The organism is Promicromonospora sp. MS192 (assembly GCF_049532985.1).
Lineage (GTDB): Bacteria > Actinomycetota > Actinomycetes > Actinomycetales > Cellulomonadaceae > Promicromonospora.
The window spans coordinates 3,252,925-3,269,120 of the sequence record NZ_CP186693.1 but is presented as its reverse complement, the minus strand read 5'-3'; the positions used below and the strand labels follow the sequence as shown (position 1 = coordinate 3,269,120).

Annotated in this window: 15 protein-coding genes; 12 read left to right on the top strand and 3 right to left on the bottom strand. The window is 71.3% G+C overall.

Annotation, left to right across the window (positions count from 1 at the left end):
- Positions 1 to 160: 160 nt before the first annotated feature.
- The 3 genes from ACO229_RS14725 to ACO229_RS14715 all read left to right on the top strand — a co-directional run bounded on the left by ACO229_RS14725 (position 161) and on the right by ACO229_RS14715 (position 2,793).
- Positions 161 to 538 (top strand): hypothetical protein, encoded by a 378-nt coding sequence (locus ACO229_RS14725; RefSeq protein WP_423461939.1) that lies wholly within the window; start codon positions 161 to 163, stop codon positions 536 to 538.
- A complete protein-coding gene (locus tag ACO229_RS14720) occupies positions 535 to 1,653 on the top strand; it encodes an HAD family hydrolase (protein WP_423461938.1) in 1,119 nt (372 codons plus the stop codon). Before ACO229_RS14725 ends, ACO229_RS14720 begins: the two co-directional genes overlap by 4 nt.
- 171 nt (positions 1,654 to 1,824) lie before the next feature.
- A complete protein-coding gene (locus tag ACO229_RS14715; RefSeq protein WP_423461937.1) occupies positions 1,825 to 2,793 on the top strand; it encodes a radical SAM protein in 969 nt (322 codons plus the stop codon).
- A gap of 12 nt (positions 2,794 to 2,805) precedes the next feature.
- Here ACO229_RS14715 and ACO229_RS14710 read toward each other — a convergent pair whose 3' ends face one another.
- Entirely contained in the window at positions 2,806 to 3,570 is a 765-nt protein-coding gene (locus ACO229_RS14710; RefSeq protein ID WP_423461936.1) for an AAA family ATPase, read from the bottom strand.
- A 90-nt stretch (positions 3,571 to 3,660) separates the two neighbouring features.
- On the opposite strand from ACO229_RS14710, the gene ACO229_RS14705 reads away from it, so the two are divergent.
- Positions 3,661 to 4,482 carry a phosphotransferase gene (locus tag ACO229_RS14705; RefSeq protein WP_423461935.1) on the top strand — a complete coding sequence of 274 codons (822 nt, stop codon included), beginning with the start codon at positions 3,661 to 3,663 and terminating at the stop codon, positions 4,480 to 4,482.
- A gap of 63 nt (positions 4,483 to 4,545) precedes the next feature.
- Here ACO229_RS14705 and ACO229_RS14700 read toward each other — a convergent pair whose 3' ends face one another.
- The gene (locus ACO229_RS14700) at positions 4,546 to 6,264 is read right to left on the bottom strand and encodes an ABC transporter ATP-binding protein (RefSeq protein WP_423461934.1); all 1,719 of its coding nucleotides are present in this window, start codon (positions 6,262 to 6,264) and stop codon (positions 4,546 to 4,548) included.
- A gap of 99 nt (positions 6,265 to 6,363) precedes the next feature.
- Between ACO229_RS14700 and ACO229_RS14695 the strand changes: the two genes are divergently transcribed.
- The 8 genes from ACO229_RS14695 to ACO229_RS14660 all read left to right on the top strand — a co-directional run bounded on the left by ACO229_RS14695 (position 6,364) and on the right by ACO229_RS14660 (position 15,345).
- The gene (locus tag ACO229_RS14695) at positions 6,364 to 7,572 is read left to right on the top strand and encodes a dipeptidase (RefSeq protein WP_397409701.1); all 1,209 of its coding nucleotides are present in this window, start codon (positions 6,364 to 6,366) and stop codon (positions 7,570 to 7,572) included.
- Positions 7,572 to 9,203, top strand: a complete 1,632-nt coding sequence (locus ACO229_RS14690; protein ID WP_423461933.1) for an ABC transporter substrate-binding protein — start codon at positions 7,572 to 7,574, stop codon at positions 9,201 to 9,203. Before ACO229_RS14695 ends, ACO229_RS14690 begins: the two co-directional genes overlap by 1 nt.
- Positions 9,204 to 9,237: 34 nt before the next feature.
- Complete coding sequence (locus ACO229_RS14685) at positions 9,238 to 10,200, top strand: ABC transporter permease (protein ID WP_423461932.1); 963 nt, start codon at positions 9,238 to 9,240, stop codon at positions 10,198 to 10,200.
- Positions 10,197 to 11,156 (top strand): ABC transporter permease, encoded by a 960-nt coding sequence (locus tag ACO229_RS14680; RefSeq protein WP_423461931.1) that lies wholly within the window; start codon positions 10,197 to 10,199, stop codon positions 11,154 to 11,156. Before ACO229_RS14685 ends, ACO229_RS14680 begins: the two co-directional genes overlap by 4 nt.
- Positions 11,153 to 12,355: a M24 family metallopeptidase gene (locus ACO229_RS14675; RefSeq protein ID WP_423461930.1), complete on the top strand. Its 1,203-nt coding sequence runs from the start codon at positions 11,153 to 11,155 to the stop codon at positions 12,353 to 12,355. The genes ACO229_RS14680 and ACO229_RS14675 overlap by 4 nt, the downstream gene beginning before the upstream one ends.
- Before the next feature lie 61 nt (positions 12,356 to 12,416).
- Positions 12,417 to 13,307, top strand: coding sequence for an alpha/beta fold hydrolase (locus tag ACO229_RS14670; RefSeq protein WP_423461929.1), 891 nt, complete (start codon positions 12,417 to 12,419; stop codon positions 13,305 to 13,307).
- Complete coding sequence (locus tag ACO229_RS14665; RefSeq protein ID WP_397409713.1) at positions 13,304 to 14,326, top strand: Lrp/AsnC family transcriptional regulator; 1,023 nt, start codon at positions 13,304 to 13,306, stop codon at positions 14,324 to 14,326. The genes ACO229_RS14670 and ACO229_RS14665 overlap by 4 nt, the downstream gene beginning before the upstream one ends.
- A gap of 194 nt (positions 14,327 to 14,520) precedes the next feature.
- Positions 14,521 to 15,345 (top strand): alpha/beta fold hydrolase, encoded by an 825-nt coding sequence (locus ACO229_RS14660; protein WP_397409715.1) that lies wholly within the window; start codon positions 14,521 to 14,523, stop codon positions 15,343 to 15,345.
- Positions 15,346 to 15,351: 6 nt separating this feature from the next.
- On the opposite strand, the gene ACO229_RS14655 is transcribed toward ACO229_RS14660, so the two are convergent.
- Positions 15,352 to 16,152: an S-methyl-5'-thioadenosine phosphorylase gene (locus ACO229_RS14655; protein WP_397429904.1), complete on the bottom strand. Its 801-nt coding sequence runs from the start codon at positions 16,150 to 16,152 to the stop codon at positions 15,352 to 15,354.
- Positions 16,153 to 16,196: the final 44 nt, after the last annotated feature.

Below are 16,196 nucleotides of genomic sequence, written 5' to 3'. Positions count from 1 at the left end.
GTGGGCTGGCCGACTCCAAGATGGGTCGGTGACTTCACGCGTCGATCAGGGACGCACCGTAGACCTCCAAGAACGCCACTCTTCTCTCGGGGTTCCCGCGGCTCCTGTCGGTGGCATGTCGGCATGGTGTTCGGGCGCTTGTCGACAATGCCCGACACCGATGAACTGGCAGCTCAACTTGCCATACGTCCACTTGGACGGACCAAGCACCGGAGTTGCCATGACACCCAACATGATGCCCACGGTCCGAGAGGCTCCGGCGCCGATGGACACTTCCCTGCTCGTAGCGCTCGACGTCGTGGCAGCGGTCCTCACCACGATCGGCCCAGGGCGGGTCGAACTGGTGACCTACACCCGCGATCGCATCAGCCTCCATCCAGTGAACCTTGACGACGGCGAGGAGATCGCCCGCACACTGGGCTGCGACCTTCCGCTGGACCATCGGATGTTCGTACCGGGACACACCCTCTGGACGGGCTTGGTGGACGGCATGGAGGTCCAGGTCCGGTCGGTGCTGCGCCAGGTGGTGGCCCGATGAACGCCGCGACACTGACGTGTGCGCAGACCCTCGTGGCGCTCGATATCGACGGGACTCTGGTGGATGACGGCCGGATTCCGTCCGGGACCGTGGAGGCTCTGGACCTGGCGCGTGCTGCCGGACACGAGATCGTGCCCGCGTCGGGGCGGTCGCTGGTCGGTCTGCTGCCGGTCGCTACCCGGTTGGGTCTGACCGATGGGTGGGCGGTCGGCTCCAACGGCGCCCTGACCGTCCGGCTGGACCGGTCCGCGCCGTCGGGGTACGACGTGGTGGAGGGCCGGACCTTCGACCCCGGTCCTGTGATCCGCCACGCCACCGGCCTCGTCCCAGAGGTGCGGGCCGCGGTGGAAGAGGTCGGGTGGGGCTGGAGGACCAGCGAGCCGTTCGAGCCCGGGGATCTCAACGGGCAGCAGAAGCTGGTCACGATGGACGACCTCACCGCTCAGCCCGTCACCCGGCTCGTGCTCATCGCGCCGGGCATCCGCCGGTACACCGACGCGCTGCACTCCGTCGGCGCAACGGTCACTGCGATGGGGCCTGACTGGCTCGACATCGCGGCCCGCGGCGTGAACAAGGCGGCTGCGCTCGACGGCATACGCCAGCACCTGCGCATCCCCGCTGAGCGCACCGTGGCCGTCGGGGACGGTGTCAACGATCTGACGATGCTGGCGTGGGCCGGGCGCTCGGTCGCGATGGGCCACGCGCCAGCGATCGTGCGCAGCGCCGCCGACGAGACCACCGGCACCATCGACCAGGCAGGGGTACTGCCGGTGCTGGCCTCCCTCGTCCCGGCCATCGACGGTTCGCTCTCGCCGCTGGCCGGACAGATCACGGTCGGCGAGCGCACCGCGCCAGGACCGGCCGTCCTGCGCGTGTGGCACGGCACCGGGACGGATCTGTCCCGATGCGAGGTCTGGACGCTCCAGACAGGTCACTGGGTGAGGCACGCGCCGATCCCGTCCGGCGTCGGCACCACCATGCGCGCGATCGAAACCGCCGCGCTGGAGGCCGGCCTGCCATTCCCTCGCGGGGACGAGGGCCGCCGTCGGGCTCAGTGGCGCAGCGTCATCGGTGACGGACCGGCAGGGTTCGAGCTGCCTCTCACGATCTCCTGACTTCCCGATCTTGCGGCCCGGTGCGCACCCCCGGACCCCTGCACCTCCCCGCAGCAGCGCCCGGCCGCAAGCCCGTCCACCCCTGACGGGCGCCCCTCAGGCGGGCTGGGACCATCGTCCCGGTCCCAGCCCGCACCCCCAGGCACTACCGATACCAACCTGGAGGAACAGATGACCGCAACGACCGAGCCCGCGTCCGGCACCACGCGACAGACGAACCTGAACTTCGTCTGGCTGGAGATCACCGGCAAGTGCCAACTGGAGTGCGTCCACTGCTATGCCGAGTCGGGTCCCGATGGGACTCATGGCGTCATGGAAAGCAGCGACTGGCTGGGAGTGATCGACCAGTGCGCCGACTTGGGCGTGCAGATGGTGCAGTTCATCGACGGCGAACCCACCCTGCACCCTGATCTGGCGCTGCTGGTCGAGTACGCCCTGGACCAGGGCCTGGAGGTGGAGGTCTTCTCCAACCTCGTTCATGTCTCCGATCGCATGTGGGACACGTTCACTCGGCCCGGGGTCCGGCTGGCCTGCTCCTGGTACACCACCGATCCGAAGCAGCACCTGCTCATCACGCGCCGCAACACCCACGCTCGTACGAAGGCGAACATCACCAAGGCGATCGCTCACGGTGTCCCGTTGCGGGCCGGGATCATCGGCATGCTGGACGACCAGAACGTCCAGGCTGCCACAGCCGAGCTGGAAGCCCTCGGCGTCGCGGACGTCGGTGTCGACCACCTACGCCAGGTCGGACGTGGCATCCGCGACCGGGACGCCACGGTCGCCGAGCTGTGCGGCAACTGCGGTGACGGAGTCCTGGCGATCGGACCCAACGGCGCCGTCTGGCCGTGTGTCTTCACCAGGTGGATGCCGGTCGGGAACGTCCAGGACACGGCCCTGGCCGACGTGCTGGCGGGACAGGAGCTCGCGCGCCGCACCGCGGAACTCCAGGACGCGTTCGGTGTGAGCCCGTCGGGGTGCAACCCGAACTGCAACCCCACGTGCGCGCCGCATCGCTGCGAGCCGACGTGCGCGCCCTCGTGCGCTCCGGCGAACTGCAACCCGACGTGCTCACCCAAGTGCGGTCCGAGCTGTTCGCCGTGCGCGCCGGATGGTCGGTGCTGGCCCTACTTCCAGTGACCGGCCCGCGGGTCAGTCGGCCCGGAGGCGGTGCACGAACCGCCCCGGGTCGGCCAGGAACGCGCGCATCGTGACCACCGGGAGCGCGTCGTCGTAGTCGATGCGCGAGTAGCCCGAGTCGTCGAGCTGGTGGATTACCGCGCGGGGGATGGCCAGCAGGATCGGTGAGTGGGTCGCGATGATGAACTGCGACCCCTGCTCGGCCAGTTCGGCGACGCGTGCCAGCAGCGCGAGACAGCCCGTGGCCGACAGCGCCGCCTCTGGCTCATCGAGCAGGTAGAGCCCGCTCGTGCCGAACCGGTGGGTCACCAGGTCGAGGAACGACTCACCGTGCGACCGCTCGTGCGGGGAGATGCCACCGTAGACGGGCAGCAGGGGCGGTGTGTCCGGCTCGTCGTGGAGACGTTCGATCTCGGAGGCAACGTTGAAGTACGACTCGGCACGCAGGAAGAACCCGTCGCGAGGACGCCGGCCTGGGTGCCGGACCAAGCGAAGATGCTCGGCCAGCGGCACCTCTGTGGTGCGGGTGCTGAACTGGAAGTTGCGAGACCCGCCCTCGGCGTTCAGGCCGGCTGCATCAGCGATCGCTTCGAGGATCGTGGACTTGCCACTCCCGTTATCGCCGCACAGCAACGTGACCGGGTGGTCGAGGTCCAGCGCATCACCGTCGGCCAGAGCGCGGACGGCGGGGATCGTGAACGGCCAGCCCTCGTCCGGGAGCTGGTCCGCGCGCGCTTCACGCACGTAGGGTCCACCAGCGGTGCGGGTGCGTGTCATGCCAACATCGTGCCGTACCCACAGCGGGCATCGGACCTCGACACGTGGTTGCGCCAGCAGCACTACAGATCGGCGAACGGAGGGCGCGGGATGGAGCCCGACAGCGACCGGCTCACGAGATATCTGACCCAGGCGGCCGACCGGTTTGGCGTGACCGTCGAAGGCCCTGCAGCCGCAGGTCGCTACAACGGCACGACTGGTGCGCGGACCTCGGGTCCCGCCTGGCTCCGGGTCGCCGCCCAGAGTCTGGAGTGGGCCATGGGCGACATGTGGGACGGCATCGCCACCGCGACAGGTGGACCGTTCGAAGACATCCCGATGCCGCACTTGCTGCGGTCCGTGGAGTGGGCTGACGGCGCCCTGAACGTACGGGCAGACCTGCTCACCTACATCGACCGACCCACGGTGGGGACCGGGCTCGTCCTGGACCACGACGTCGACCTGCCCGACGTCTGGTGGGCCAACCTCCGTGCCGGGTTGGAACCCCTGCGACGTATCGCCACGACGGACCGCATGGCCATCAACCCACGCCGCTTCGAAGCCTCGCTCCGCGCATGGTTCGGCGTTGAGATCGACCGAGACCGGATCCACTGGCAGGTCGCCCACGGCGACCTGCACTTCGGCAACCTCACGGCACCGGATCTGACGATCCTGGACTGGGAGTGCTGGGGCTGGGCCCCGGCCGGGTACGACGCCGCCCACCTCGCCTGCTCGGCGGTCCTGCACCCCGACATCGAGGCACGAGCGCGCACCGAGTTCGCTGGCGTGCTCGACACCTACTCCGGCGGGGTCGCCCAGCTCATCGCCGCGATCAAGTACCTCCGCCTCGTCGAAGACGGTGAACACCCCGAGATCGCTGCACCCATGCGACGTCACGCCGAGACGGTCATCGGGCAGCAACTCTCGCTCTGACGATCGACACCTTGAGGGATTCCTACGTCGACATTCCCCTTCGGCGCGATGATGGCCGCCGGGTCAGGCGGCCGTCAGCCGCCCGCGCTCGGCGCGGGTGAGCGGCGGCACCGAGGCGAGCAGCTCGCGCGTGTACGGGTGCCCGGGCCGGTCGAAGATCTGCTCCACGTCTCCCGTCTCGACCGCGGTGCCGCGATACATCACCAGCACGCGGTGGGCGAGGTTGCGCACCACCGACAGGTCGTGCGAGATGAACAGGATCGACAGGCCGAGCCGGTCCTGGAGGTCGACGAGCAGGCTGGTGACCTGCGCCTGGATGGTCACGTCCAGGGCGGAGACGGGTTCGTCGCAGACCAGCACGTCGGGGTCGCGCATCAGCGCCCGCGCGATCCCGATGCGCTGCCGCTGCCCGCCGGAGAACTGGTGCGGGAACCGGTCCATGACGTCGGGGCGCAGCCCGACGAGCTCCAGCAGCTCCGCGACGCGGTCGCGCCGGGAGGCGGCGGTACCGGTACGGGTCACCACGAGCGGTTCGGCGACGATGTCCCGCACCCGCATGCGCGGGTCGAGCGAGGTGTACGGGTCCTGGAACACCATCTGGGTACCGGTCCGGGGCGCGGGCCGCCGGCCCCGGGCGCGCCGCGTGACGTCCTGCCCGTGGTAGCGGACCGTGCCCTGGTCGGCGCTCTCCAGCCCGACGACCATCCGGGCCAGCGTCGACTTGCCGCTGCCGGACTCCCCGACCACGCCGAGCGTCTCGCCCCGGCGCAGCACGAGGTCCACACCGTCCACGGCGCGGACGGTGCGCCGGGCCAGCGGCGACCCGCCGTGGAAGGTACGGCCCAGGCCGCTCACCTCCAGCACCACGTCGTCGGCACGTGCGGGTGCGTCGTCGGGCTGCGCGGGCGGCGGTTCCAGCACGCGCGCCGTGCCGGCGCGCGGGACCGAGCCCAGCAGCGTCCTGGTGTACGGCGCGCTCGGCGCGGCGAAGACCGCGTCGGCGTCCCCCTGCTCCACCACCACGCCGTCGCGCATCACGGCGAGGCGGTCGGCGACCTCGGTGACGACGCCGATGTCGTGCGTGATGAGCAGCACCCCCATGCCGAGCCGGCCGCGCAGGTCGTGCAGCAGGCGCAGGATCTGCGCCTGCACGGTGACGTCGAGGGCGGTGGTCGGCTCGTCGGCGACCAGCAGGTCCGGCTCCAGCGCGATCGCCATCGCGATGAGGATGCGCTGCCGCATGCCGCCGGAGAACTGGTGCGGGTAGTCGTCCACCCGGGTGCCGGGCGCGGCGATGCCGACCAGGTCGAGCAGCTCGACGGCCCGTTCGCGTGCCTGCCGGCGGCCCAGTCCGCGGTGCACGCGGAAGATCTCGCCGATCTGGTCGCCCACGGTCAGGACGGGGTTGAGGCTGGAGAGCGCGTCCTGGAGCACCATGCTCATGCGTTCGCCCCGCAGCGCGCGCCGCTCCTCCTCGGTGCACGTGAGCAGGTCCGTGCCGCCCACGACGAGCTCGCGGGCCGAGACGGTCGCGGCCGGGTCCTGGATGCCGAGCACGGCGCGTGCGGTCACGGTCTTGCCCGAGCCGGACTCGCCCAGGAGGGCCACGAGCTCACCCGGGCGGACGTCGAGGTCGAGGCCGCTCACCACCGGGGTGACGTGCGCGCCGGACCGGAACCCGATGTCGAGGCCACGGACGCGGAGCACGGGGTCGGGGCCGTCGGAGCTGCGTGTCATGTCACCCATGGTGCCCTGCCCGGCGTCACCGGATGTTTCGCTCACGTGAATTCTTGAGCCGGATTAACCCACCAGGATTGACAGCAGCGCCGGATAGTCGCGACGGTGAGGTCACCCACGCCGGTTTGTTACGAGGAGGCAGCAGTGCTGGAGCCAGCGAAGCAGTACGCGGGATACCGGGCCTACGACTACCTGGAGCCCGACGTCGACTACCGCGCCTTCGAGCTCGCGCAGCAGGTCGGCCGCGTGCCCGCCTATGCCGGGCTCGACCTGACCACGAGCGAGACGGAGCGCACCGCGCGCCTCCTGGAGCAGGAGACCGTCATCTCCCTGCACGACCACCTCCAGGTCTTCCCCCAGGACATGGGCGACCTGCGCGGATACATCCGGCAGGGCCGGGAGAGCACCGGCTACGAGGGGCTGAGCCGCTCCGGCCTGACCGCCGTGTTCGACAACGGGATGGACGGCACCTGCTGCATCTCGAGCGATGCCGGGTGGAAGTACCAGGACGTGCTCTTCGACCTCGGCGTCCGCATGGCCGACCTGGCCCACCAGGACTTCGTGGTCAAGGGCGAGACCCTGCGGGACATCCGCCACGCGCAGGAGACCGGGCGGATCGCCCACGTCTTCTCGCTGGAGGCGGCGACCATGATCGAGAACGAGGTGGACCGGCTGGACGTCCTCTACGGGTTCGGGGTGCGCATGATGGGCATCGCCTACTCCGAGGCGAACACGCTCGGCTCGGGCCTCAAGGAGCGGGGCGACGGCGGCCTGACCTACTTCGGCGAGCGGGCCGTGGCACGCATGAACAAGCTCGGCATCGCCATAGACATCTCGCACTCCGGGGACCGCACCTGCCTGGACACCATCAAGGCGTCCACCAAGCCCGTGTTCATCACGCACGCCGGCGCCCGCGGCCTGTGGCCCACCAACCGGATGAAGACCGACGAGACCATCGTCGAGTGCGCCCGCCGCGGCGGCGTCATCGGCATCGAGGCCGCGCCCCACACCACGCTCTCGCCGAAGCACCCCCGGCACTCGCTGGAGTCGGTGATGGACCACTTCCAGTACTGCGTGGACCTCGTGGGCATCGAGCACGTCACGTTCGGCCCCGACACCCTGTTCGGCGACCACGTGGGCCTGCACGACGCCTTCTCGTCCAACCTCTCCATCTCCCAGGCCCACGGCCACGTGGACTACGACAAGGTCGAGTACGTCGACGGCGTCGAGAACCCGGCCGAGGAGTTCTTCAACATCATCGGCTGGCTGGTCAAGCACGGCTGGTCCGACGACGAGATCCGCGCCGTCGTCGGCGGCAACACCCTGCGTGTCCTCGAGGAGGTCTGGATCTGATGAAGCTGCGAAGACTGAGCCTGGCCGGCGCCGCCGTCGCCGGTGCGCTCGCGCTGGCCGCGTGCGCGCCGCAGGCGCCGTCGTCCGAGGGGGAGGGGAGCGGGGCGCCCGCCGAGGCGGGCGACGACACGCTGACCATCGCCACGACCACCGACGTGGTCAACTACAACCCGCTGATCGGCAACAGCCGCAGCGACTACTGGGTCACCAACCTCATGTACCCCCACCTGCTCTCCATCGCGGACGACGGCAGCAAGGAGGCCGCCCTCGCCACCGACTGGGGCTACGTGGACGAGACCACCGGGTTCTACGAGATCCGGGACGACTTCACCTGGAGCGACGGCGAGCCCCTCACGGCCGACGACGTCGCCTGGACCCTGAACGCGGTCAAGCAGGACGCGCCCGCCGGGACGTTCTACGGCCAGATGGGGCACGTCGAGTCCGCCGAGGCGGTCTCGCCCACGCGTGTCGAGGTCACGCTCACCGAACCTGACACGTCCGTGATCGAGGAGATCGGGTTCTGGGGCAACATCGTGCCGCAGCACGTCTTCGAGCCGGCCGGGTCGGTCGCCGAGTTCGCGAACGACGGCGAGGACGGCTGGGTCAGCGCCGGGCCGTACGTGCTGACCGACGTGCAGGCCGGGCAGAGCTACACCCTGGAGCGCACCGAGCAGGACTACCCGCTGGTCGAGGGCGGCACTCCCGTCCCGGCACGTGTGGTCTACCGCGTCTACCCGGACGTCAACACCGAGATCCTGGCGCTGCAGAGCGGCGAGGTCGACGTCATCGCGAACGCCCTGCCGCCCGCCCAGGTGGAGCAGCTGCGGGGCACCGACGGCATCGAGATCGCCGAGGTGCCCGGGCTCGGCTACGCGCACATGGTCTACAACATGGACCACCCGGACCTGGCGAAGACCGAGGTGCGCCAGGCGCTGGCGCACGCGGCCGACTACGAGACCATCCGCGAGGTGGTGCTCCAGGGGCAGGCCGACTCGACCGGGTCCAGCCCGCTGATGCCCGTGCTGTCCCAGTACCACGACGACTCCCTGACCGAGTACGAGTTCGACCCCGAGCTGTCGCGCTCGCTCCTGGAGGACGCCGGGTACACGGCGGACGCCGACGGCATGTTCCCCGTCTCCTTCCGCCTGCTGTACTCGCTGCAGGACAGCGTGACCAGCCAGTGGGCGCAGCTCGTCAAGGACAGCGCGGCCGAGGCCGGCATCACCATCGAGCTGGAGGGCCTGGAGCGCAACACCTACCTGGCCCGGACCGACGAGGGCGACTACGACATCTACGCCGGGAACTTCGCCATCATGGACGACCCGGTCACCAACTTCACGCTGTCCTACCTGCCCGGCGGTGCCATCAACTACACCCACGTGGACGACCCCGAGCTGAACGAGCTCGTCGCCCGGGCGGCCGTCACGCCGGACACCGACGAGAAGGTGGAGGTCATGCGGGAGGCCGCGGCCCTGGTCCACGAGCAGGTCTACGACAACATCATGTACACGCAGAACCTGTACATGGCCTACAGCTCCGACTGGGACGGCTTCGTGATCAAGCCCAGCGAGCTGCTGTCCGTCGTCCACGCGCAGTCCGTGGCGTCCGCCTACCGGGTCTCCGGCCAGTAGCCGCCGACCGGATCCGACCAGAAAGGCCGCCCGCGTGTCTCTCACCCTGTTCGTCCTGCGTCGTCTCGGCCGGGGAGTGCTGACGATCTGGTTCGCCGTGACCGTGACCTTCCTGCTCCTGCGCCTGCTGCCGGGCGACCCCGCGCTCGCCGTGGCGAGCACGAACATGACCGAGGAGGCGCGGGCGGCCCTGCTCGTCCAGTACGGCCTCGACCAGCCGCTGCCCGTCCAGTACGTGCTGTACCTGGGACAGCTCCTGCAGGGCGACCTCGGTACGTCGTTCACCCAGTCGGTGCCGGTGCTGGACGTGCTCCTGCACCGGCTGCCGTGGACGCTGCTGCTCACGGTCACGGCCCTGGCGCTCACCGTCGTGATCGGCGTGCCGCTCGGTGCGCTCGCCGCGTCGGCCAAGGGCCGCACGTGGGACCGTGTGGTCCAGGTGATCGGTGTCACCGGGCAGTCCCTGTTCGTGCCCAGCGTCGGCATCGTGCTGCTGTTCCTGTTCGGCCTCGGGCTGGGCTGGTTCCCCATCGGGGGTGCCTACGACCAGGACGTGTACGGCTTCCAGTGGTACGGGTCGGTGCTGTCCCATCTCGTGCTGCCCGCCGTCTCGCTCACGCTGGTCCAGCTCGGGCCGTACGTGCTGACCATGCGCGCCGCGCTGGTCGACGCGCTGGGCGACGACTACGTGACCCTCGCGCGTGCCAACGGGCTCTCGCCGCGCCGCATCCTCTGGAAGCACGCGCTGCGCAACGCGCTGCTGCCCACCACCACGCTCATCGGGCTCCAGCTCGGGTTCCTGGTGGGCGGGGCGGTCCTCACCGAGACGGTGTTCGCCTACCCCGGCATCGGCCGAGGCATCTACGAGGCCGTGACCCAGCTCGACTTCCCCGTGCTCCAGGGCGCGTTCCTCCTGCTGGCCGTGACGGTCGTGGCGGCGAACATGCTCACCGACATCGCCTACGGCTTCCTCGACCCGAGAGTGAAGGCATCGTGACCGCACCGATCCCCGGCCCGGCCCTGTCCGGGCCGCCGCTGCCCGAACCCTCCCTCGCCGGCGAACCCCTGGGCGAGCCGATGGCGCCCGCCGCCGCGGGGGAGGACCCGGCCCGTGCCCGCCGCGCCGGCAGTGCCACCTGGCGCGCCTTCCGCCGCCAGCCGCTCGGCATGTTCTCCCTGGTCGTCCTGGCGCTGATCGTGCTGGTCAGCGTGCTGGCGCCGGTCCTGTCCGCGCCGCCGGCCAGCTACGGCCCGGACGTGCTGCGGCCACCGGGCGGCGCGCACCCCTTCGGCACCGACGCGCTGGGCCGGGACGTGCTCGCGGAGGTGGTCTGGGGCACCCGCCAGTCCGTGCTGGTGGCGGTGGCGGCCTCCGCCATCGCCATCGCGTTCGGCACGCTGGTGGCCGTCGTCGGGGCCTACTTCCGCCGGGTCGACGCGGTGGTCGGGGTACTGGTGGACCTGACCCTGTCGCTGCCGGTGCTCCCGCTCATGATCCTCGTGGCCGCGCTCGCCGGGCCCAGCACCACCACGATCATCCTGGTCGTCGCGGCGTTCTCCTGGCCCGAGGTGACCCGGCTGGTGCGCTCCCAGGCCCTGGCCGTGGTGGGCCTGCCCTACGTGGACGCCGCACGGCTCATGACACGCGACGCGGCCTGGATCATCGGCCGGCACGTGGTGCCCGCCGTCACCCCGGTGGTCGTGGTCTCCGTGGTGGTGACCGCCTCACGAGCGGTGCTCTCGGCCGCAGGGCTCGCCTTCCTCGGCCTGGGCGACCCGACCACGTGGTCGTGGGGCCGGATCCTCTACGAGGCCCAGCAGTCGGGCTCGATGGTCAGCGCGTGGTGGCTCACGCTGTTCCCGTCCCTGGCCATCCTCGCGCTCGTGCTCTCCGCCACGCTCCTGTCCATCGCGTACAACGACGCCCGCAACCCGAGGAACCAGGACCGATGACGACGACGACCGGCACCCCGGCCCGCTTCCGGCAGCGCCTCCCGGCCGACGTCCTGGACCGGCTGCAGGACGGCGTCCGCGACCGCCTTCGCGCGCAGGACCTGGACGCGGTGCTCACCGACGACCCGGAGGACGTCGCCTACCTGACCGGCTTCTTCCACCACCCGGGGGAGCGGCCCGTGGCCGTGCTCCTGCGTCCCGAGGGCTCCGCCGTGCTGCTGGTCCCGGAGCTGGAACGACAGCACGCGCAGGAGCAGCACGCCCGGGCGGAGATCGTGTCCTACGCCGAGTACCCCGGCGTGGAGAACCCGTTCGCACCGTTGGCCCGGGCCGCCGGGCACCTCCGGGGGCGCCTGGGTGTGACGACGCTGATCACCCAGCACCGTCTCGCGCTCGCCCAGGGCGCGTTCACGGCGGCGCAGTGGGTACCCACTGAGCTGGTCACCCGCGCCCGGTACCGCAAGCTGCCCGAGGAGCTGGCGCTGCACCGCGAGGCGGCGCGGATCACCGACCTGATGCTGACCGCCGGCGTCGCCCTCGTGACCGAGGCCGTCGCGGCGGGCGGCGACCTGCCGAGCGAGCAGGAGCTCGTGCGGCACGTCACCTCGGTGGGCACGGCCACGATGTACGCCGAGCACGACGACGTCGTGGTGGTCTCACCGCTCGCCGGCGGGCTCGTGTACGCCGGCCCCAACTCGGCCATCCCGCACGGTCTGCCCTCGGGGTACCGGCTGCGTCCGGGGGACACCTTCATGCTCTCGCTCGGCTGTGCCGTCGGCGGCCGGTTCGTGGAGGGGGAGCGCACGTTCGTGCTCGGTGAACCCACCGCCGACCAGCGCCGGTACCACGACACGGTGCGCCGCGCGCAGGCCGAGGGCGGCCGGGCGATCGCTCCGGGCGTCCCCTGCGCGGCCAGCAACGCCCGCTGCCTGGGCGTGATCCGGGACGCCGGGCTGGGCGAGTACCTGCGCCACCGGCAGGGTCACGGGATCGGCCTCGGCATGCACGAGCCGCCGTGGCTGGAGGACGGCGACGAGACGCCCCTCGAGGCGGGCATGGTCGTCTCCAACGAGCCCGGCCTGTACATGCCCGGCCATGCCGGCTACCGCATCAGCGACAGCATGGTCGTCACCGCCACCGGGTCGCAGCCGCTGACCACCTACCCCCGGGCGCTCGACGACTGCGTCATCCCGGTCTGAGCCGGCCCGCACCCTGCCTGCACCCTGCCCGCACCCCGCCCCACGACGAGAGGACCCCACCATGCCCGACGACGTCTCGCCCGAGTTCGCCGCCGCCACCAGCACCGCCCAGCGCGTCGAGATCAACGGCAACGAGCTCGCCGTCGAGGTGCTCGGGCCCGAGGACGCACCCGTGATCCTCACCCATCACGGCGCGCCGGGTCTCGGCTCGCGGGCCGAGCCCCGGGCCAGCTTCGGCCGCCTCGCCGACGAGTACCGCGTGGTCGTGTTCGACGCCCGCGGCAGCGGCGAGTCCGAGGGCTCCGGCACGTTCAGCCACGAGCAGTGGGCCGCCGACCTGGACGCGCTGCGGGAGTGGGCCGGGGCCGAGCGGGTCGCGATCGCCGGCGGTTCCTACGGCGGGTTCATGGCCATGGAGTACGCGATCCGGTACCCCGGGCGGGTGGCGGCCGTGGTGCTGCGCGACACGTCGCCCGACAACGGCAACGCCCACCTGGCGCGGGAGAACGCGCTCGCGTCCGACCGGGTCACCGTCGACATGGAGAAGTTCGACCGCATCGACCAGGGCCGCGTCCGGGACGACGACGACCTGCGCGACTGCTGGCGCGAGATCCTGCCGCTGTACGACTACGTGTACGACCCTGCCGCCGTCGAGCGCAAGGTCCAGGCCACCCCCTACCGCTACCAGGCGCACAACTACGCGTTCTCGGTGAACCTCCCCGCCTACGACCTCAAGCCCCAGCTCCCGGGCATCACCGCCCCGACACTGGTCACCGTGGGCCGGACCGACTGGATCACCCCGGTATCGTGCTCGCAGACCATCGCCGAGCTGATCCCGGACGCCCGCCTCGCGGTCTTCGAGCGGTCCGGTCACTCGCCCCAGATCGAGGAGGCCGAGGAGTGGACCCGGGTGGTGCGCGACTTCCTGCACGAGACGTACCCGCACGCATGAACCTCGCCGCCCTGGAGGACCTCGACGACCTCGACAAGCGCATCGTCGTCGCGCTGCAGCACGACGGGCGGGCGAGCTGGCGAGCCGTCGCCGAGGCCGTCGACGGCTCCGTCACCACCGTCTCCCGCCGGGGGCAGCAGCTCCTGGCCGACGGCGTGGTCCGGGTGGCCGCCGTGCCCGCCCTCGGCGCGGACGGGCCCTCCGACTCGTTCTGGGTGCGGATCAACTGCGCGACCGGCACCCAGGTCCAGGTCGCCGCGGCGCTCGCCGCCAACCCGGACGTCCGGTTCTGCACCATCGTCACCGGCGGGTACGACGTCATCCTCGAGCTGGTGGTGCGCGGCGGTGCGGCGCACCACGCGCGCATCCTGCAGGAGGTGCAGTCGGTGCCCGGCGTGGTGCGCTGGCGCAGCGACCTGATCCTGCACGTGTACAAGGTGAGCTTCGACTGGGGGCGGCAGCTCTACCGCGAGCTGCTCGGCCCGCCCGCCGAGGGCGACGAGGCCGAGGCCGCCGAGCCCGCCGAGTGCACGCCCGAGCACTTCGACGCCGCGGACCGCAAGATCATCGCCGCCCTCCGGGACGACGGGCGGCGCACGTTCCAGAGCATCGCCGACGAGGTCGGCATGAACGAGTCCAGCGTCCGCCGCCGTTTCGAGCGCCTGCGTGCCACCCAGTGCATCAGCCTGCTCACGCTCGTGCCCTCCGCCGCGCTCGGCATGAGCGCCGAGGCCCTCATGACGGTCAAGGTCGCGCCGTCGCGTCTCGACGCCGTGGCCCACGAGCTGGCCAGGTACCCGTTCGTGCGCTACCTGGCGGCGATGCTCGACGAGAACTCGCTGCTCTGCGAGATCATCACGCCCACGGTGGAGGAGCTGTACGCCTTCATCACCGGGTCGCTCGCGCGGCTGGACGGGGTCGAGGGCTGGAACGCGTCGCTGGAGGTGCTGTACCTCAAGCGGGGCTTCGTCGAGACGCCGTGGTGGCGGGCGCAGGCCGCGGAGATCGCCGGCGGCTGAGCTCTGCCGGCGCATCACCCGGCTCCGTCGCCCGGGTTTATCACCCGGGTTTCTCGCCCCGGTGACCCCGCCCGCCCTGCGCGCACCGCCGCGCCGTCGGATCCTGTCGTAGGGGGCGGGACCGGCGCCGCCGTCGGCCCCGAGGAGCCTTGCCGGGCGAGGTGGCGCCTCGCACCGCGAAGGGAGACGGGAACGTGCCCAAGATTGTCACGGACGACGGTGTCGAGATCTTCTACAAGGACTGGGGCAGCGGCCAGCCGATCGTGTTCAGCCACGGCTGGCCCCTGTCGTCGGACGACTGGGACGCCCAGCTGCTGTTCTTCCTCCAGCAGGGCTACCGCGTGATCGCCCACGACCGGCGGGGACACGGCCGGTCGACGCAGGTGGCGGACGGCCACGACATGGACCACTACGCCGCCGACCTCGCCGCGCTGACCACGTACCTCGACCTGCACGACGCCGTGCACGTGGGGCACTCCACCGGCGGCGGCGAGGTGGTGCACTACATCGCCCGGCACGGTGCGGACCGGGTGGCCAAGGCGGCGATCATCGCCGCCGTGCCGCCGCTCATGGTGCAGACCGACGCGAACCCCGACGGGCTGCCGAAGAGCGTGTTCGACGACCTGCGGGCCCAGCTCGCCGCCAGCCGCGCCGAGTTCTACCACGCCCTCCCGGCAGGGCCGTTCTACGGGTTCAACCGGCCCGGCGTCGAGACGCGCGAGCCGCTGGTGCGCAACTGGTGGCGCCAGGGCATGGCGGGCGGCGCGAAGGCGCACTACGACGGCATCGCCGCCTTCTCCGAGACCGACTTCACGGAGGACCTGCGCGCGATCACCGTGCCGGTGCTGGTGATGCACGGCGACGACGACCAGATCGTCCCGTACGCCAACGCGGGCCCGAAGTCGGCCGAGCTGCTCCCGAACGGCACGCTGATGACCTACGAGGGCTTCCCGCACGGCATGCCGACCACGCACGCGGACGTCATCAACGCCGACCTGCTGGACTTCATCCGGTCCTGACCGGGGTCAGGGCAGGGTGATCGGCAGCTTCTGGCCGTCGAGCACCTGGTGGCACGTGCACTCGTCGTCGGGCAGGGCCGCGACCGTGGCCTCCAGGACGCCGGCGAGCTTCGTGACGTTCTGTGCGAACAGCTCCAGCACCGCCGCCTGCGTGACGTGCTCGCCGCCCTCGACGCCGGCGTCCGCGTCCGTGACGAGCGCGAGCGTGGTGCAGCACAGGGCGAGCTCGCGGGCCAGCGCGGTCTCGGGCATCGCGGTCATGTTGACGAGCGTCCCGCCGTCGCGGGCGTTGCGCCTCGACTCCGCGCGCGACGAGAACCGCGGGCCCTGGATGACGACCATCGTGCCGCCGTCCACGGCCGGCAGCGGGCCGGCCTGGGCCGCCGCGACCGCGGCGGCCCGGCCGCGCGGGCAGTACGGGTCGGCGAACGGGACGTGGACCACGGGGCCCTCCACGTCGTAGTAGGTGTGCTCGCGGTCCCAGGTGCGGTCGATCACCTGGTCGGGCACGACGACCGTCCCGGCGGTCAGCTCCGGCACGAGCCCGCCCACCGCGCACGACGTCACGACCTGGCGGACGCCGAGCGCGCGCAGTGCCCAGAGGTTCGCCCGGTAGGGGACGCGGTGGGGCGCGAACCGGTGGTCGGCGCCGTGCCGCGGCAGGAACACCACCTCGCGTCCGCCGAGCACGCCCCGGGCCGGGGCCTCCGACGGAGGGCCGTAGGGGGTGTCGACGTGGACCGGCTCCGTCTCCGTCAGCAGCTCGTACATGCCGGATCCGCCGATGATCCCGATGGGTGCGCTCATGCTGCCCAGGCTAGGCCGGACGTCCCCGCCGGAGGGGCGCCGCG